Origin of the sequence: Ensifer sp. ENS09 (assembly GCF_014852425.1) — a bacterium.
Lineage (GTDB): Bacteria > Pseudomonadota > Alphaproteobacteria > Rhizobiales > Rhizobiaceae > Ensifer.
The window spans coordinates 448914-466437 of sequence record NZ_JACVBP010000005.1 but is presented as its reverse complement, the minus strand read 5'-3'; the positions used below and the strand labels follow the sequence as shown (position 1 = coordinate 466437).

16 protein-coding genes are annotated in these 17524 nt (G+C 62.8%); 7 read left to right on the top strand and 9 right to left on the bottom strand.

Features of this window, described 5'->3' with window-relative positions; genetic code table 11:
• Positions 1–161: 161 nt before the first annotated feature.
• The 4 genes from mmsB to IB267_RS26640 form a co-directional block, all read right to left on the bottom strand.
• Complete coding sequence (gene mmsB / locus IB267_RS26655) at positions 162–1058, bottom strand: 3-hydroxyisobutyrate dehydrogenase (RefSeq protein WP_043625090.1); 897 nt, start codon at positions 1056–1058, stop codon at positions 162–164.
• 58 nt (positions 1059–1116) lie between these two features.
• Positions 1117–2175 carry an enoyl-CoA hydratase/isomerase family protein gene (locus IB267_RS26650; RefSeq protein ID WP_192450520.1) on the bottom strand — a complete coding sequence of 353 codons (1059 nt, stop codon included), beginning with the start codon at positions 2173–2175 and terminating at the stop codon, positions 1117–1119.
• Positions 2176–2198: 23 nt separating this feature from the next.
• Positions 2199–3341, bottom strand: coding sequence for an isobutyryl-CoA dehydrogenase (locus IB267_RS26645; protein ID WP_192450519.1), 1143 nt, complete (start codon positions 3339–3341; stop codon positions 2199–2201).
• 197 nt (positions 3342–3538) lie between these two features.
• Positions 3539–4957 (bottom strand): short-chain fatty acyl-CoA regulator family protein, encoded by a 1419-nt coding sequence (locus IB267_RS26640; protein ID WP_192450518.1) that lies wholly within the window; start codon positions 4955–4957, stop codon positions 3539–3541.
• Between the two features lie 157 nt (positions 4958–5114).
• Here IB267_RS26640 and IB267_RS26635 point away from each other — a divergent pair, with 157 nt between their 5' ends.
• From IB267_RS26635 to IB267_RS26615, 5 genes are read left to right on the top strand one after another with little or no spacing between them, the layout of a single operon-like run.
• A complete protein-coding gene (locus tag IB267_RS26635) occupies positions 5115–6647 on the top strand; it encodes an acyl-CoA carboxylase subunit beta (protein WP_192450517.1) in 1533 nt (510 codons plus the stop codon).
• Positions 6648–6658: 11 nt separating this feature from the next.
• On the top strand, positions 6659–6949 hold the full coding sequence (locus IB267_RS26630) for a hypothetical protein (protein ID WP_246810850.1): 291 nt from the start codon (positions 6659–6661) through the stop codon (positions 6947–6949).
• Between the two features lie 32 nt (positions 6950–6981).
• Positions 6982–8985: an acetyl/propionyl/methylcrotonyl-CoA carboxylase subunit alpha gene (locus IB267_RS26625; RefSeq protein ID WP_192450515.1), complete on the top strand. Its 2004-nt coding sequence runs from the start codon at positions 6982–6984 to the stop codon at positions 8983–8985.
• A gap of 40 nt (positions 8986–9025) precedes the next feature.
• Positions 9026–11164 (top strand): methylmalonyl-CoA mutase, encoded by a 2139-nt coding sequence (scpA, locus tag IB267_RS26620; protein ID WP_192450514.1) that lies wholly within the window; start codon positions 9026–9028, stop codon positions 11162–11164.
• A gap of 21 nt (positions 11165–11185) precedes the next feature.
• Positions 11186–12508, top strand: a complete 1323-nt coding sequence (locus tag IB267_RS26615) for a hypothetical protein (protein WP_246810849.1) — start codon at positions 11186–11188, stop codon at positions 12506–12508.
• Here IB267_RS26615 and IB267_RS26610 read toward each other — a convergent pair.
• The 5 genes from IB267_RS26610 to IB267_RS26590 form a co-directional block, all read right to left on the bottom strand.
• Positions 12489–13019 (bottom strand): hypothetical protein, encoded by a 531-nt coding sequence (locus IB267_RS26610; protein ID WP_192450513.1) that lies wholly within the window; start codon positions 13017–13019, stop codon positions 12489–12491. The two genes, IB267_RS26615 and IB267_RS26610, sit on opposite strands and share 20 nt — an antisense overlap.
• Positions 13020–13030: 11 nt before the next feature.
• Positions 13031–13624, bottom strand: coding sequence for a hypothetical protein (locus tag IB267_RS26605; protein ID WP_192450512.1), 594 nt, complete (start codon positions 13622–13624; stop codon positions 13031–13033).
• Positions 13621–14220, bottom strand: coding sequence for a hypothetical protein (locus IB267_RS26600; protein ID WP_192450511.1), 600 nt, complete (start codon positions 14218–14220; stop codon positions 13621–13623). Before IB267_RS26600 ends, IB267_RS26605 begins: the two co-directional genes overlap by 4 nt.
• 104 nt (positions 14221–14324) lie before the next feature.
• Positions 14325–15347 carry a GNAT family N-acetyltransferase gene (locus tag IB267_RS34025; RefSeq protein WP_192450510.1) on the bottom strand — a complete coding sequence of 341 codons (1023 nt, stop codon included), beginning with the start codon at positions 15345–15347 and terminating at the stop codon, positions 14325–14327.
• A gap of 82 nt (positions 15348–15429) precedes the next feature.
• Positions 15430–15870: a hypothetical protein gene (locus IB267_RS26590; RefSeq protein WP_192450509.1), complete on the bottom strand. Its 441-nt coding sequence runs from the start codon at positions 15868–15870 to the stop codon at positions 15430–15432.
• A 264-nt stretch (positions 15871–16134) separates the two neighbouring features.
• On the opposite strand from IB267_RS26590, the gene IB267_RS26585 reads away from it, so the two are divergent.
• Positions 16135–16725 (top strand): VOC family protein, encoded by a 591-nt coding sequence (locus IB267_RS26585; RefSeq protein WP_192450508.1) that lies wholly within the window; start codon positions 16135–16137, stop codon positions 16723–16725.
• A 93-nt stretch (positions 16726–16818) separates the two neighbouring features.
• Positions 16819–17508: a glutathione S-transferase family protein gene (locus IB267_RS26580; RefSeq protein WP_192450507.1), complete on the top strand. Its 690-nt coding sequence runs from the start codon at positions 16819–16821 to the stop codon at positions 17506–17508.
• Positions 17509–17524: the final 16 nt, after the last annotated feature.

The following is a 17524-nucleotide window of genomic DNA, read 5'->3' as shown; positions in this document are numbered from 1 at the left end:
TCGGGCTTATAGACCCCCGCCCTCACAGACGTCAACAGGGATTTTCATCGACCCGACACAATTCTAACAACACATTGAAAATAAACAGTATTTCTATCCACAAGCAGCAACGGCCACTTTCCGCCCGGGTAAACGGGCGGAAAACGGCCGGCAAAGGTGGGTCAACCGGCCTTGGCCTCGTCGTTGCCCCGCAGCAGACGGATCAGAGCCGAAAAGTCTTCACCGCCATGACCGAGCTTCTCGAACATCGAATAGAGCTGCGCCGCCTGTGCGCCCATCGGCGTCGTCGCTCCAGCGGCACTCGCCGCCTGCTGCGAAAGCTTCAGGTCCTTCAGCATCAGGCTTGCGGCAAAGCCCGGCTTATATTCGTTGTTGGCCGGCGAGGTCGGAACCGGGCCCGGCACCGGGCAATAGGTCGTCAGCGACCAGCACTGGCCGGACGATGTCGACGCCACGTCGAACAGCGCCTGGTGCGACAGGCCGAGACGCTCCGCCAGCACGAAAGCCTCACAGACACCGGCCATGGAAATGCCGAGGATCATGTTGTTGCAGATCTTTGCCGCCTGGCCCGCACCGACACCGCCGCAATGGACGATCTTCTTGCCCATGGCGTCGAGCAGCGGCTTGCCGCGCGAAAAAGCCTCGTCGCTACCGCCGACCATGAAGGTCAAAGTGCCAGCCGAAGCACCGCCGGTGCCACCGGAAACCGGCGCGTCGAGCGAGGGGCAGCCGATCTTTTCTGAGAGCGCATGCGCCTTGCGGGCGCTATCGACGTCGATCGTCGAACTGTCGATCAGCAGCGTGCCCGGATCGACGAAACCGAGAAGCTCATCCCAGACGTAGAGGACATGGGCGCCGGCCGGGAGCATGGTGATGACGCATTCGGCGCCGCGCACCGCATGTGCAATCGAGCCCGCGACGGAAACGCCGGTCTTCGCCGCGGCGTTGCGCGAGGCTTCCGACAGGTCGAAGCCCGTCACCGCATGGCCCGCCTTCACCAGATTGGCGGCCATCGGACCGCCCATATTGCCGAGCCCGATAAAGGCGATCTTCGTCATGGCATTCCTCCTCGCATTGAAACTCGGCCGAAGCCGAACCGCGCCCCGTCCTCAGGCGCTAGAACAGTGGTGGATGATCCTTCCCGTCGAAGCAAGACAGCAGGGCCGGCGTGACATCGGAGAGCCCAACCGACCATTTCGGATTGCGGTCCTTGTCGATCACCGCGGCGCGCACGCCCTCGTAGAAATCGGGATTGCCGAGCATGCCGAGCGTCGCGGAATACTCCCGCTCCAGGCATTCGTTCAGCGATGCGCTGCGGCGGCCGGCGCGCAGGAGATCGAGCGTCAGCTTCATGCTGAGCGCGGAACGGGAGTTCAGGAGCGCAAGCGTTTCTCTGGCGAAATCAGAACCATCGGCTTCGAGCGCCGCGAGAATCTCTTCGATCGTATCGAAGGCAAAGCAACGGTCGATCAGGGCAAGATGGCCTTGAAGCGGCGTTGCCGGCGCTTGCGAAGCATGCTTGGCAATCACGCCGTCGACATCCGCGCTGCCCGCGCTCGGCGCGAGTGCGGCAAGATCAGCGATCAAGACCTCCAGCCTGTCCGCAGCGACAAAACTGTCCGCGAGCCGCGCATGGATCGCGTCGGCCGCAACGATATCCCGGCCGGTGAGACCGAGATAGGTGCCGAATTCACCGGGCGCCTTCGGCAAAAGCCAGGTGGCCCCGACATCCGGGAAGTAACCGATGCCAGTTTCGGGCATGGCAAGCCGGGTGCGCTCGGTGACGATCCTATGGCCGCCATGGGCGGAAATCCCGACGCCGCCGCCCATGACGATGCCGTCCATGATGGCGATGTAAGGCTTGCGGTAGCTGGAGATCCGGCTGTTGACGACGAACTCCTCGCGCCAGAACTGGGCGCCCTCCTCCGGGCGCTCGCGGCCGCTCTCATAGATCATGCGGATATCGCCGCCGGCACAGAGCCCGCGCTCGCCCTCACCGGTCACAAGCACGGCGGCCATTGCCGGGTCGTTTTCGAATGCGGTCAGCGCTTCAGCGATCAACCGGATCATCGGCACGTTGAGGCTGTTCAGTGCGCGCGTGCGGTTCAGACGGATCCGACCGATCGCGCCCTGGCGCTCGACGATCACTTCCGGTGCTGGCGTCTGCATTTCCATGAGCGGTCTTTCCCGTTTCTGGCCTATTTCCGGCCGATAAGCGAACGCGCAACGATGAGGCGCATGATCTCGTTGGTGCCCTCAAGGATCTGGTGCACCCGGAGGTCCCTGACAATCTTCTCGATGCCATAATCTGCGAGATAACCGTAGCCGCCATGAAGCTGCAGCGCGTCGTTGGCGACGGCGAAGCAGCGGTCGGTGACGAAGCGCTTGGCCATGGCGCAGAGTTTCGTCGCTTCCGGATCACCGGCATCGAGCGCCGAGGCGGCGCGCCAGAGGAAGGTGCGGGCGATTTCGAGATCGGTCGCCATATCGGCGAGCCGGAACTGCAGGGCCTGGAATTCGCCGATCGCCTTGCCGAAGGCGCGACGCTCCTGAACGTAGGCCATCGCCTTTTCGAAGGCGGATTGAGCACCGCCAAGCGAGGCGGCCGCGATGTTCAGGCGGCCACCATCGAGCCCGCCCATGGCGATCTTGAAGCCGTCGCCTTCGCCGCCGAGGCGATTTTCAGCGGATACGCGCACGCCGTCGAGCATGACGGCGCGGGTCGGCTGCACGTGCCAGCCCATCTTCTTTTCGTTGGCACCGAAAGTCAGGCCGGGCGCGTCCTTCTCGACGATGAAGGTCGAGATGCCCTTGGGGCCGTCCTCGCCAGTTCTGGCCATGATCACGTAGAGACCGGATTCGCCGGCGCCGGAGATGAACTGCTTCTGGCCGGTCAGGACATAGCTGTCGCCGTCCTTGACCGCCTTGGTCTTCAGCGCGGCCGCGTCCGAACCGGACCCGGGCTCGGTCAGGCAGTAGCTTGCGAGCACGTCCATCGTCAAAAGCTTCGGCAGCAGCCGCTGGCGCTGCTCGTCGCTACCGTAGCGGTCGATCATGCCGGCGCACATGTTGTGGATCGACATGAAGGAGGCGACGGCCGGGCAGCCGGTCGCCAAGGCTTCGATGATGATTGCAGCATCGAGGCGCGTGAGGCCCGTGCCGCCGACATCGTCACGGACGTAGATGCCGGCCATGCCGAGCGCTGCGGCACCGCGCAGCGTGTCGACCGGAAAATGCTTCTGCTGATCCCAGTCGATCGCGTGAGGGGCGATCTCGTCGCGGGCGAAATCGAGCGCCATCTGACGAATGGCCTCCTGTTCCTCCGACAGGCGAAATTCCATATGCATGTCCTCCCTGACCGCATACCGGCTGCAGATTTCCTTTAAACCTGCAGTGACTCAAAGCGCTACAGCGACCTTTAAGCGTCTCAGAGGACGCGCGTCGCTGCAGGCAATTGAGGTCTAGTTACACCAACTTTCCGCCAGGCCCAGATGCAACTTCTCACAGGGTCTGTTCAAAAATGAACAGACAGCACCGATCAACTCTCGCTTAGACGATACGGCAGAGCGCCACGTAAGTCATGATCCACAATCAGGCGACGCTTCAAGGGCGGTACGGCGCGGCTCGCGCATTTCGTCCGTTCGCAGATACGGCAGGAAATGCCGATCGGGTCGAAGGCGGCGCGGTTGCCGAGATCCATGTCGTCGGCATAGACGAAGGCGTCGGCGTAGGAGACCTCGCAGCCGAGCGCCAGAGCATAACGCGGCTGTGCGGCGCGGAAACCGCCGCCACCCTTGGTGATCTGGGTGGCGAGACAGAGGTAGCGAACGCCATCGGGCGTTTCGGCCAGTTGCCGGATGATCCGGCCCGGCGTCTCGAAAGCCTGGTGCACGTTCCAGAGCGGACAGGCGGCACCGAAGCGCGCGAATTGCAGCTTCGCGGCGCTATGGCGCTTGGTGATGTTGCCGGCGCGATCGATGCGGGCAAAGAAGATCGGGATGCCTTTCTGCCCCGGCCGCTGCAGGGTCGAGAGGCGATGGCAGACCTGCTCCAATGAGGCGCCGAAGCGGGCAGCGAGCAGCTCGATATCGTGTCTCAGGTCGCGGGCGGCCCTTAAGAACGCCTGGTAGGGCAGGATCAGTGCACCGGCAAAATAGTTCTGTAGGCCGATGCGACAGATCTCATAGGCCTCTTCGGTGCGGAAACCGGCGCTGCCGGCCACCCGGTCGATCTCCTCCCGGGCATGAAGCTGGGCGATCTGCAGCGCGATCTGAAAATCGCGCGTCGCGGGCGGGGCATAGGGGTTGAGGGTCAGGATGCGGGCGCGCGGATCGAAGCGGCGGATGGCCTCGTCGCCGGCGGCACCGCGGACGACACGGACGCCATGGCGTTGCTCCAGGTGGCTTGCCAGCGCCGCGTGATTGTCGCCTTCGCCGAGCCCGAGTTCACTCGCCAGCCGCTCCGCGAGCATATCGATCTCGTGGATATAGTTGTCGACGAAATGAAAGAAGTCGCGCACTTCCTCATAAGGCGTGGTTTCGACGAAAGGGCCGCCGCGGCCGATGGTGTCGTCGATGCTTGCAAGCTGTTCGCTGTTGCGACGATAGGCCTGGTGGCAGGTGATCAGCGCATGCGCCAGCCCCGGTGCGTTCTGGGCGACGAGCTTCAGCTCTTGCAGGCTGGCCGAATAGGTCTCGAACAGGGGGTCGCTGAGCGCCTCCGAGAGCGCCGAAAGCAGGCGATCGCCCTCTCCTGTCGAAAGTTCGGCAATATCGATCTGGAATTTTTCGGCAAGCGCCAGCAAAACCGCCGCCGAAACCGGACGCTGGTTGTTCTCGATCTGGTTGAGATAGCTGGTGGAAATGCCGATGCGTTCAGCGAACTGGCCCTGTGTCGCCTTGTTTGCTTCCCGCATTTCCCGGACCTTGCGGCCGATATAGAGCTTGCCGATCGCCATGTTTGCAACTTTGCAATTTACGTTTCACAAATTTCTCTATTTCACATTTGCACATGAAGGGACGTTTTTCCATCCAACCTTCGACGCTATTGCGAAGGTCGAAGCGCCTCTGCACAATCATTGAAAAAGCCGGGCATCAAAAAATCGGGAGGGCACCATGCGCGCCATACTAGAACAGGTCGAAGCCCGCCGCGCGGAAGCAAGAGCCGGCGGCGGCCAGCGGCGGATCGACGCCCAGCACGGCAAGGGCAAGCTGACCGCGCGCGAACGCATCGAGGTCTTGCTCGATGAAGGCTCCTTTGAAGAGTACGACATGTATGTCACGCACCGTTGCGTCGACTTCGGCATGGAAGGCCAGAAGGTCGCGGGCGACGGCGTCGTCACCGGCTGGGGCACAATCAACGGCCGCCAGGTCTATGTCTTTTCCCAGGACTTCACGGTGCTCGGAGGCTCGCTTTCGGAAACGCATGCGCAGAAGATCTGCAAGATCATGGATATGGCCGTGCGCAACGGCGCGCCGGTCATCGGCCTCAACGATAGCGGTGGCGCCCGCATCCAGGAAGGCGTGGCGTCGCTGGCCGGCTATGCCGAGGTCTTCCGCCGCAATGCCGAAGCCTCGGGCGTCATCCCGCAGATCTCGGTCATCATGGGACCCTGCGCCGGCGGCGCCGTCTATTCGCCTGCCATGACCGACTTCATCTTCATGGTCCGGGACAGTTCCTACATGTTCGTGACCGGGCCCGACGTCGTAAAGACCGTGACCAACGAGATCGTCACGGCCGAAGAACTCGGCGGTGCGGGCACCCACACGAAAAAGTCCTCCGTCGCCGACGCGGCCTATGAGAACGATATCGAAACGCTGGAACACGTCCGGCTACTCTTCGATTTCCTGCCGCTCAACAACCGGGAGAAGCCGCCGGTTCGTCCCTTCCACGACGATCCGGCGCGGCTCGAATTGCGTCTGGACAGCCTGATCCCCGATAGCGCCACCAAGCCCTACGACATGAAGGAGCTGATCCTGGCGCTTGCCGACGAAGGCGATTTCTTCGAGCTGCAGCAGAGCTTCGCCAAGAACATCATCACCGGCTTCATCCGCATGGAAGGCCAGACGGTCGGCGTCGTCGCCAATCAGCCGATGGTGCTCGCCGGCTGCCTCGATATCGACAGTTCGCGCAAGGCCGCGCGGTTCGTGCGCTTCTGCGATGCCTTCTCGATCCCGATCCTGACGTTGGTCGACGTGCCCGGCTTCCTGCCCGGCACCGCGCAGGAATATGGCGGCGTCATCAAGCACGGCGCCAAGCTGCTGTTTGCCTATAGCCAGGCGACCGTACCGATGGTGACGCTGATCACCCGCAAGGCCTATGGCGGCGCCTACGACGTCATGGCCTCCAAGCACATCGGCGCCGATGTCAATTATGCCTGGCCGACCGCCGAGATCGCCGTGATGGGCGCCAAGGGCGCGACCGAGATCCTCTACCGCTCGGAACTCGGCGACGCCGAGAAGATCGCGGCGCGCACGAAGGAATACGAGGAGCGCTTCGCCAATCCGTTCGTGGCGGCCGAGCGTGGTTTCATCGACGAGGTGATCATGCCGCATTCGTCGCGTCGCCGCATTGCTCGTGCCTTTGCATCGCTGCGCAACAAGCAGGTCGATGTCCGCTGGCGCAAGCACGACACGATCCCGCTCTGATGGAGGCGACGATGGAACGGGAGCCGGAACGCGTGATGACGCCAGAAGAGGCCCGACGCGACCACTGGCAGATGCTGCGCTACATGACGGTCAACGCGCTGATCGGCGTTGCAATCGGAGCAATCACGGCTAGCGCACTGATCTGGCTGAATATCGGCGCGGTCGGCACGCACATCGCTCGCTCGACCAGCCCGGTGCTTGCCACCCTCATGGTCATCGTGCCCTTCGCGCTGCTCTTCGGCGGCGCTGCAGCGGCATCGTCGATCGCGCTGCTGCCCTATCGCCGCAAATTCAAACGCTGACGCGCAGTCCTCAGGATTTGAAAGAGAAACAAATGTTCAAGAAAATCCTCATCGCCAACCGTGGTGAAATCGCCTGCCGCGTCATCAAGACCGCAAAGAAGCTCGGCATCGCGACGGTCGCGGTCTATTCCGACGCCGACCGCGATGCGATGCATGTGCGCACGGCCGACGAGGCCGTGCATATCGGACCGTCGCCCTCCGCGCAGTCCTATATCGTTATCGACAAGATCATCGACGCTATCCGCAAGACCGGCGCCGATGCCGTTCATCCGGGCTATGGCTTCCTCTCCGAAAATGCCGCCTTTGCGCAAGCTCTAGAGAAAGAAGGCGTTGCCTTCATCGGCCCGCCGGTTGGCGCGATCCAGGCGATGGGCGACAAGATCACCTCGAAAAAGCTCGCGGCTGAAGCGGGTGTCTCCACGGTTCCGGGCCACATGGGCCTGATCGAGGATGCCGAGGAGGCGGTGCGGATTGCCGGTTCGATCGGCTATCCCGTGATGATAAAGGCGTCGGCCGGCGGCGGCGGCAAGGGCATGCGCATCGCCTGGAACGACCAGGAGGCGCGCGAGGGCTTCCAGTCGTCGAAGAACGAGGCGAAGAATGCCTTTGGCGACGATCGCATCTTCATCGAAAAATTCGTGACCGAGCCGCGCCATATCGAGATCCAGGTGCTCGGTGACAAGCACGGCAACACGCTCTACCTCGGCGAGCGCGAGTGCTCGATCCAGCGTCGCAACCAAAAGGTCATCGAAGAGGCCCCCTCGCCCTTCCTCGACGCCGAGACCCGCAAGGCCATGGGTGAGCAAGCGGTCGCGCTTGCCAAGGCCGTCGGCTACCACTCGGCCGGCACCGTGGAATTCATTGTCGACGGCAAGCGCAACTTCTACTTCCTCGAAATGAACACTCGCCTGCAGGTGGAACATCCGGTGACCGAACTCATCACCGGGCTCGATCTCGTCGAGCAGATGATCCGGGTTGCCGCCGGCGAAAAGCTCGCCTTCGGCCAGGGCGACGTGAAGCTCGATGGCTGGGCGATCGAGAGCCGGCTCTATGCCGAAGACCCCTATCGCAACTTCCTTCCGTCGATCGGCCGGCTGACGCGCTATCGTCCCCCGGTCGAGGGCACAAGCGACAACGGCACTGTGACGCGCAACGACACCGGCGTCTTCGAGGGCGGCGAGATCTCGATGTTCTACGACCCGATGATCGCCAAACTCTGCACCTGGGGACCGGACCGGCAGACGGCAGTCGAGGCCATGGCCGACGCGCTCGATCAGTTCGAAGTCGAAGGCATCGGCCATAACCTGCCGTTCCTGTCGGCCGTCATGCAGCAGCAGCGTTTTAGAGAAGGTCGGCTGACGACCGCCTACATCGCGGAAGAATTCGCCGACGGCTTCCATGGCGTTGCGGCGGAAGCGCCGGCGCTGCGCAAGCTTGCCGCCGTCGCGGTTTCGGTCAATCAGGACCTGCAAGAGCGCGCCAGCCAGATTTCCGGGACGATCGGCAATCACCGCCGCGTCGTCGGCCATGACTGGGTGGTCACCCTCGGCGATCACGCCTTCGCGGTAACGGCAGGGTCATCCGCCGACGGCGCCTTCGTCCGATTTGCCGATGGCAGCTTGGTTACCATCGCCGGAGACTGGGTGCCTGGTCGCACCCTTGCCACCTTCAACATCGACAATGAACCCCTGAGCGTCAAAGTCGATCCGGTCGGAACCGCCATCCGGCTCCGCTGGCGCGGCATCGACGTCGTTACGCACGTCAGAAGCCCGCGGGTTGCGGAGCTGGCGCGGCTGATGCCGAAGAAGCTGCCGCCGGATACGTCGCGCATGCTGCTCTGCCCGATGCCGGGTGTGATCACCTCGGTCACGGTCAAGGCCGGCGATACGGTCGAGGCTGGACAGGCGCTTGCCGTGGTTGAGGCGATGAAGATGGAAAACATCCTGCGCGCCGAAAAGAAGGCCGTGGTCAAGCGCGTGGCGGTCGCCGCCGGCGCCAGCCTCGCGGTCGACGAACTGATCATGGAATTCGAATGATGGCGAGCGCCGTCGACGCCATCACCCGGGAGAACATCCGATGACCGAAAAAACCATCAAGGACTGGGAAACGCTCGCCGAGCGCGAACTGAAGGCCGCGCCGGAAAGCCTCATCTGGCAGACGCCAGAAGGCATTGCGGTGAAACCGCTCTATACGGCTGATGACCTCGACGGTATCGATCATCTCGCGTCACTACCGGGCTTCGAGCCGTTCGTGCGCGGCCCGCGCGCGACCATGTATGCCGGGCGTCCCTGGACGATCCGCCAATATGCCGGATTCTCCACGGCCGAAGCTTCGAACGCCTTCTATCGGAAGAATCTCGCGGCCGGACAAAAGGGTCTTTCCGTCGCCTTCGACCTTGCGACCCACCGCGGCTACGACAGCGATCATCCGCGCGTCGAAGGCGATGTCGGCAAAGCAGGGGTTGCGATCGACTCGGTCGAAGACATGAAAATCCTGTTCGACGGCATTCCGCTCGACGAGATGTCAGTGTCGATGACCATGAACGGCGCGGTCATTCCGATCCTCGCCTCCTTCATCGTTGCCGGCGAGGAACAGGGCGTTTCGCGCGACAAGCTCTCAGGCACGATCCAGAACGACATTCTCAAGGAGTTCATGGTCCGCAACACCTACATCTACCCGCCGGAACCCTCGATGCGCATCGTCGCCGATATCATCGAGTATACGGCGAAGGAGATGCCGAAGTTCAACTCGATCTCGATCTCCGGTTATCACATGCAGGAAGCCGGGGCGACGCTGGTGCAGGAGCTCGCCTTCACGCTTGCCGACGGGCGCGAATATGTGCGCGCCGCCCTTGCCAAGGGGCTGAACGTCGATGAATTCGCCGGCCGGCTTTCCTTCTTCTTTGCGATCGGCATGAATTTCTTCATGGAGGCGGCGAAGCTTCGGGCGGCGCGCCTGCTCTGGACCCGGATCATGCAGGAGTTCGAGCCGAAGAAGCCGTCATCGCTGATGCTGCGCACCCATTGCCAGACATCGGGCGTCTCGCTGCAGGAGCAGGATCCGTACAATAACATCATCCGCACCGCGTTTGAGGCAATGTCGGCGGCCCTCGGCGGCACGCAATCGCTGCATACCAATTCCTTCGATGAAGCGATCGCGCTGCCGACGGAGTTTTCCGCGCGCATCGCCCGCAATACGCAGTTGATCCTGCAGCACGAGACCGGTGTCACCAAGGTCGTCGATCCGCTCGCCGGCTCCTACTACGTCGAAAGCCTGACCAACGAACTCGCCGAAAAGGCCTGGGCGCTGATCGAGGAGGTCGAAGCGATGGGCGGCATGACCCGTGCGGTCAACGCCGGCCTGCCGAAGCGACTGATCGAAGAGGCAGCAACGCGCCGCCAGGCAGCCGTCGACAAGGGTGTGGAGATCATCGTCGGGGTCAACAAGTACCGCCTCGACAACGAAGAGCCGATCGACATCCTGGAAATCGACAACAGTGCCGTGCGCGCCGCGCAGATTCGCCGGATCGAGGAGACGAAGCGGCGCCGCGACAGCGCGAAGGTGAAAGAGAGTCTGGCTGCGGTTTCAAAGGTCGCCGAGACCGGCGAAGGCAATCTGCTTGCGGCCGCCGTCGAAGCTGCACGGGCGCGCGCCACCGTCGGCGAAATCTCCGATGCGATGCGCGGCGCCTTTGGCGACCACGCCGCAACGCCCAAGGTCGTCAGCAAGATCTACGGAAAAGCCTATGAGGGCGAGCCGGAACTCGAAGTGCTCTCGGGACGTCTCGACGAAGTCTCGGCGAAACTCGGCCGCAAGCCGAAGATCATGGTCGCCAAGCTCGGCCAGGACGGCCATGATCGCGGCGCCAAGGTGATCGCATCCGCCTTCGGCGACATCGGTTTCGACGTGCTTGCCGGGCCGCTGTTTCAGACGCCGGAGGAAGCCGCCGACATGGCGCTTGCGAGCAAGGTCAATGTCATCGGCGTCTCTTCGCTTGCCGCCGGCCACAAGACGCTGATGCCGCAGTTGGCCGAAGCGCTGAAGAAGCGCGGTGGCGAGGATGTCATCGTCATCTGCGGCGGCGTCATCCCGCGCCAGGACTATGACTACCTGATGGAGAATGGTGTCTCGGCGGTCTTCGGTCCCGGCACCAACGTGCTCGATGCGGCCCGCGCCGTGCTCGACCTGATCGAGGGCAAGCGCCGCAACATCTGATGCCGGGCGACGCGGAGGGCATTGTCTCTCCGTTCGCCCCGAGCGGTTGTCGTTACCGGCCGACGCAACTATGGTGTCGGCATGACGTCGATCGCCGAAGTGTTCGGACCCTTTGCCCTGATGGCGCGCCTCTTCGCCCGCTTCTGGCCGCAGCTCCTGCTGATCGGCGCCTGCGGCGCGATCGCGCACGATCTCCTGATGCGGGCAGCGGTCTGGATCGGGATGCAGCATCCGCTTGGTGGCATGGTCACGCTCTCCCTCGTCGTGCTGGCGAAGCTCGTCGTCATCGTGCTGATGTTCATGGTCCTTCGACCAGGCTTGCCGGCACTCGAAGCGCTCCGCCAGCAACCGGCGGCAGCGCCTGTCGAGACAAAGGCGCCGAAGGCCGAGCGCAGGCTGCTCGCCGTCACCGCCGCTGCCCTGCTGCCGTTCTTTGCCTACTACGCCGCCTGGGGTTTTCTCGGCGATACCGTGCGCGAATATTCGCGGTCGGCACTTGCTGCCGTGGCTTTCGGCGAAAAAGCCAACTTCTTCGATATTCTGGGATCGCGCGGCGTTCTCGTGTCAATCGCGCTCTGCTGGCTGTTGCGCTGGGGCGCAAAACGCATGAGCAAGCGGAGCGAAGCGCCCCTCTGGCGTCTGCTGATCGTGGCCGCAGATGCCAGCTGGATCTTCATCGGTCTCTACGGCCTGTCGGTCTGGAAGGACCAGGTAATCACCTGGCTTGGCGCCGGCAAGCTTTTGAGCATGAACGGCTTCGCCTTCACCGGCATTGCGTACGCCGCCGAGACCTTCGTGCCGGTGGAACTGAGAAAGCCTGACTGGAGCAACGAGGCGTCGGGCCTGTTCTTCTATGCGCTCCTTCCGGTCATCTGGCTGGTCATGGCGGCCATCATCAACGGCTACGAGCTTTCGAGCGCAACACAGCGCACTCGCCCTGCATCGGCAAAGCCGCGCCGCGCCCGCACGCTACGCAAATGGGTCGCCGATTTTCTCGACCACTTCGTCAGCGATTATCGCTCCCGTTATGCGCCGATCTGGACCTGCCTGAAGCTGACGCTCGGCTCGGGGCTGGCGGCACTTTTCGCCTTCATCGTCGCCTACAATGCCATTACCTGGCTTGGCGCCTGGACCTGGTACGCAGCGACACGGACGCTGGACGTGGTTGATCTTGCAAGCTGGCGGCTCGTTTTCGATGCCTTGAGCCTTATCATCGGCAGTCCCAGCGATCTCAACGGCGGCATCGTGCTCGATGCCCTGCGCATCACCCTCTTGGCAGCGATGCTCGAACATGCCGTTTCCCGTCAGGCCGATAAGGCAGAGATCAACTACGCGTCCACTTGAACACCAGCGTCTCGTCACTGGCGCCTGGATATTCGATCCGGAGCGAAAGGTCCCGCGCCTCCGCCGGAACGATGAAGCTCTCGGCCATGCGGACGGCCGTGCCGGCCTTGGCATCGGCGAAAGCCAGGACACTGCAGCGCGGACGCTCGGCCACCTCCGGATACATCTTCCGCACGATCGGCTCGGTCAGGGTGACCGGTTCGAACTGACGGCCCTTGCCGTCGATCAGCCGGACGCGGCAGGCGCCCTTCGACAAGGCGGCGAGATCGATCGACGATGCCTCGAATTCGGCGAGAATAACGCGTGCGTCGTCGGTGCGCGGCAGGCGCCGCATATCCACAAGCTTCCATTGCCCGCCGGCGAAGGCCCGCGCTGCCCCATCTTCGACGACGATTTCCGCGGCGAGCCATTGGCTCTCAAGAAGGCTGTCCCATGCGCGGGCGACGAAAGCGAGCGGCAGCGCGACAATCAGCGCCAGCAGGCAGGTCCAGAAGGTGCGTTTCTCGCTCATGACTCCCTCCCTCACCGCGCGGCCAGCGTCCAGGGCGCGCCGCTGCCGCTGCGCGCAATGGTGACGGTCGACTTGATCTCGGCCGGCTTCTTGTCGCCGAGCGCAATCGACAGTTCCTCGGCGAGCGGCGACACACGACTGCGTGCGACGAGCAGCGTGCCCTTGTCGACGGCCGCCTCGGGTAGCTCGAAAGCAAGCAGCACCGGCCTTGGCAGGCCGGGCTCGAGCCGCTCCGTCGGCAGATAGCCCGGCACGGTCGAAAACCGCTGGCTCAGCGCATAGCGCAGGCCATTGCCCGCCAGCCATTCCGCAGACATCAACGTCATCGTTTCCGTCTTGGCAACGGCCGCTCCCTCGATGAGCAGCCAGACACCGGATGTGGAGTAGTCCTTGACCCGCCCGAAACTTTCGACCTTGAGCTGGCGCGCCAGATGCACATTGGCCGCGCCGAAGGCGAAGTCGCGCGTTTCCGCCCGCTCGCCGACAGCACCGTGAATGGCGATCGGCGCGGTGATGTCGCCGTAGCCGGGCGTGCTGTTTCGCATCGTATAGAGCGCGGCGATCGCAAGGCCGCAAAGCAGCAGCGTACGGAAAGCCGACATCATTGCTCCGTCGTCTCCGCAGCCTGCGTGACCGGCAGTTCAACGACCGCAGCCTCACCGTCATCGAACCAATTCGGCGCGCCGTAGAGATTGTCGCGCGGCTTGTAGATCTGTTTTCCGATCGCCAGCGAAAGCGTCTGCGGTTCCGGGCGGTCCGCCGGCCACTCCCAGGCCGCGACCAGTCTTTCCGGCATGTTCGGATTGATCGCACTGGCGATCCATTTGTCCCGCGCCAGGTAATAGGTGGGCTTGGGCTGCGGCGGAGCGGCGTTATACTGGATCGTGACCAGGTTCATGAAGCCGTTACTGGTGGCGACGGACCGGTTGTCGACCTCGAGATCCACTAGCAGGAACCGCTTCGGTTCGAACGGTTTCGTGCCGGTCGGCGGCAGGGACGACATCTGGGCGCCGTTGATGGTCACTCGCCACCGGCCCGTATCGACCGCCTGGCCTTTGCCGATGACCGGCACGGGAACCGGATTGGCTGCATCATAAACCGCCGAAGCAAAGGAAATCGCAGCCGCCGCCATGCCGCCGATACCGGTGACAAGAATGATCAGCAGGCGCTGCCTGATCTTCGATCGCCGTACGATCGGCATATGTCCTCCATCCACCCAGCAGATGCTGCAGCCGGAAGATAGGAAAGTTTGCCGCGGAAATCAAAACACGCGTACCGGAGACGGTTTTTGTGGCGAAAGCGATCTCAGAAGGAAAGCTCGAATGTGGAATATCGGAGCGTCGGAACGAAGCCCTGCGCCACGTAGACCGCACGAGCGGCCGTTGCCGACGGATCCATGCTGAGAAAAACCTCTCTGCACCCTGCGGATCGCAAATCGCCCAACGTCGCCCGGACGAGCGAGGTCCCGATCTGCCGACGGCGCGCTTCGGGCGCAACGGCCAAGTACTCTAGCCGCCCGAAATCCGTATCCGCGACCTTCAGCCAGACCGCCGCACCGAGAACGGCGTTGTCATCGCGCACATATCCAGCGTGATACCCTTCCGCCAGATATTCCCTCAACCGACCGGCGCAGTCGTCATCCCATTGAAAATGGTCTGCCAACAAAGTCGCAAGCTGAGGCAAGCGAGGATCGTCACGGCCAGTCAGTCTTTGCACGGTCCAAGCGTCACGCCCTTCCGCCTCCGGTTGACCCTCGGCAACCCAACCCATTTCCAGATTTTCGCGCCCCTCCACCCAGCCTCGGTTGAGGACGATTTCGCGCAGGCCGAGATTTGCAGCGCTGACGCAGAGCCTGAGGAAGCCAAAGCGCCGGCCTGCCAGCCGCTCCATAAGAACCAGCACGTCCTCGGTCGCGACGGCCGCTTCGTCAAAACGATAGGGTCCAACGGCAACCGCAGCCTCGTTGCGATTTATCATCGTCCTACTCCCGAGATCCTCGGGGCTATAGAGAAGGCCAAAGGCGGCGACCGGTCTTCCATCCGCCGCTTCAAGGATTCTCAGCCCCCTTTGCCAGTCCAAACCGTAGAGCTTGAACTCGGCGATGAGCTCCCCTCCCGTCTTGCATCTCGGATAGGCTGTGCCGCTATCAGGGTTGTCGAATTCGCGCTGGAGCCGCGCCTCCAGCAAGGGCAGATCCGCGCTGCGGATCGGCCTGAGCTTCAAACTGTGCATCATTGGATATCCTCTGCAGGCACGGCTCAGCAGTGCAGGGTCTTGTCGAAAGAGACCTTCTGAAACATGGGCTGCAGTCGCCGCGGCCTTGGACACCAGTGGCGCTTGCCCGTCGTCGAACGATGAAGACTTTGCCGGCTTTTGAGGAGAGCCGCCGGCCGGTGAACGGCGAATTGCATCAGATGCGGTGAATCTGCTGCTGCCCCTCGTCGGAGACAGGCGGCTTCTTCTCGAAGGTCGCGCGAATGAACATGGGCGCGCCATCACCGCGCGACACCACCATGAACATCTGCAGTTGCCCGCCGCGCCGAACGAACTGGATGCCGAAGCTTCTGCCGCCATAGGCGCCGGAAACGGTTGGCTGCCACTGTCCCTTGCCTGCAGCAAGCGGCAGGTCGGCAAAACGATCGACGTTCGCCACGGCCTGCCAGCCGTTGTTGCTGCTGACGGTCAAAAGGTCGCCGTGACGGACGATGCCGATATAGCATTTGTCGCACTGCCCGGCAGTGGAGGTCAATTGCCGCCACTGTCCGACAAACGCATCACCATCAGCCCTGACGGGAGCGGCAGCGGAAAGAAGCAACAGACCGGCGACGCCGGCCTCGTACAGGATCTTCATGCTTCCCTCCTCGTCGCTGACCGGCAGACACAACTCGACACATTCTTTGATTGCGACGCACAAGAAAAACAACCAAATCGAAGGCGGTCAAGATCAACTGGGCTCAAAGCTGTGCATTGCCCGGCCACAAGACGTTCGCCGCCCGCCAATTCCCCTGTGATTGGCGCTTGCCTTCTGCCCGCGACGGGCGACAATTGCATGCGGTGGAAAGCGGGGCCAGGAGCCATTCGGCCCACATTCTCCGCCGAACCCGGGAGGCCGGCTATGCGCAAACTGCAATCGCAAGGCGTTCACCACATCACGCTTGTCGGGGCCGACCGGCAGACGTCGATCGATTTCTGGGAAGGGTTGCTCGGCATGCCCTTCATTTTCGAGCAACCGAACCTCGACCGGGCGAGCGAAAGCCACCTCTACTTCGATCCGGGCGACGGCCGCCTGATCACCGTCTTCACCGACGAGAACCGCACGCCAGATCCCGAGCGCACCCCGACCGACATGGGCTGCGTGCACCACATAGCCTTTGCCGTTTCGCGCGCGACATTCAACCAGGCCGTGGAGCGGCTCGACGAGCGAAAGATCCGGCACAGCGGTGTCAAGGATCGCGGCTTCATGGATTCGATCTACTTCGAGGATCCGCTTGGATTGCTGGTCGAATTGGCGTCCTATCGCTTCGAGCCGCCTGCGGGCCACAGCCACGCCGAGGTGCTGATGGAAGCCCACAAGATCAGGATCGCTCGCGGCGACTACAACATTGCCGAGGTTCACCTTGCCGATGCGATCGAGGCGCTGGTCGAGCGCACGCGACCGACGCTTTCGCCCGATCGCCTGGCAAAAGACCCGTACGGCCGACGCTAGCATCGGTCGGCGCAGGGAAAGGCCGCTCGATTTGCGCAGGTGGCTCAAGCAAGAGCGGCACCTGTCGAATGGCGCTCAAAAGGGAGGAATGCCATGTCCGCAATCCAGCTCAACGTCATCAAGCCCAGCGTTAACAACATGACGGCGCGCGTGTTTCTCAGGGCAGCCAATCTCGATTTCAGCGAAAACGATGTCTACGGCCAGACGCGCACGCCAGAATATCTGGCACGGGCGCCGTCGCACCTGACACCAATGATCGAGACGGCGGACCTGCCCAAAGGCGCGCTTTGGGAAAGCTGCGCGATCATGCAGTACCTCTGCAACAAACATGGGCTGGATGACTTCTACCCGAGGGAACCAGAAGCACGCGCGATGATCGACAGCGCCATGTTCTATCTGATCGGCACGTTCTATCCCTATCTCGCCCGCGCAACCTATCCGGCGCTGAACTTTCCGCTTTACGCGGGCGAAGTCGGCTGCAGCGATGCCGACGCGGCGACGAAGGAGATCGCCCGTCAGGCGGCGGTTGCAGCCCTTGCGGAACCACTTGAGGTATTCCGGACGTTCTACATCGGCGACAAGCCGTTCATCGGGGGTGCCAAGCCTTCGATCGCCGATATCCGGCTCGCCGCAACGCTCGAGTTCCTGGCCGCGATCGACTATGCCCTGCCGGACTGGGCAAAAGCCTATATGGCGAATATCGAACGAGCGCTCGGACCTGCCTATGCCGAGCCCGCCGCCGATGTCCGTGGCTATATCAGCTATGTGAAATCGCAGCGTTAGTAGGCGGCTGCCTTGC

Excerpts from the sequence above, each read along its gene's own strand:
- mmsB (WP_043625090.1), bottom strand. The coding sequence starts at position 1,058 with ATGACGAAGATCGCCTTTATCGGGCTCGGCAATATGGGCGGTCCGATG.
- IB267_RS26630 (WP_246810850.1), top strand. The coding sequence starts at position 6,659 with ATGGAACGGGAGCCGGAACGCGTGATGACGCCAGAAGAGGCCCGACGC.
- IB267_RS26610 (WP_192450513.1), bottom strand. The coding sequence starts at position 13,019 with ATGAGCGAGAAACGCACCTTCTGGACCTGCCTGCTGGCGCTGATTGTC.
- IB267_RS26580 (WP_192450507.1), top strand. The coding sequence starts at position 16,819 with ATGTCCGCAATCCAGCTCAACGTCATCAAGCCCAGCGTTAACAACATG.
- IB267_RS26640 (WP_192450518.1), bottom strand. The coding sequence starts at position 4,957 with ATGGCGATCGGCAAGCTCTATATCGGCCGCAAGGTCCGGGAAATGCGG.
- IB267_RS26600 (WP_192450511.1), bottom strand. The coding sequence starts at position 14,220 with ATGCCGATCGTACGGCGATCGAAGATCAGGCAGCGCCTGCTGATCATT.
- scpA (WP_192450514.1), top strand. The coding sequence starts at position 9,026 with ATGACCGAAAAAACCATCAAGGACTGGGAAACGCTCGCCGAGCGCGAA.
- IB267_RS26650 (WP_192450520.1), bottom strand. The coding sequence starts at position 2,175 with ATGGAAATGCAGACGCCAGCACCGGAAGTGATCGTCGAGCGCCAGGGC.
- IB267_RS26605 (WP_192450512.1), bottom strand. The coding sequence starts at position 13,624 with ATGATGTCGGCTTTCCGTACGCTGCTGCTTTGCGGCCTTGCGATCGCC.
- IB267_RS26590 (WP_192450509.1), bottom strand. The coding sequence starts at position 15,870 with ATGAAGATCCTGTACGAGGCCGGCGTCGCCGGTCTGTTGCTTCTTTCC.
- IB267_RS26635 (WP_192450517.1), top strand. The coding sequence starts at position 5,115 with ATGCGCGCCATACTAGAACAGGTCGAAGCCCGCCGCGCGGAAGCAAGA.
- IB267_RS26585 (WP_192450508.1), top strand. The coding sequence starts at position 16,135 with ATGCGCAAACTGCAATCGCAAGGCGTTCACCACATCACGCTTGTCGGG.
- IB267_RS26645 (WP_192450519.1), bottom strand. The coding sequence starts at position 3,341 with ATGGAATTTCGCCTGTCGGAGGAACAGGAGGCCATTCGTCAGATGGCG.
- IB267_RS26625 (WP_192450515.1), top strand. The coding sequence starts at position 6,982 with ATGTTCAAGAAAATCCTCATCGCCAACCGTGGTGAAATCGCCTGCCGC.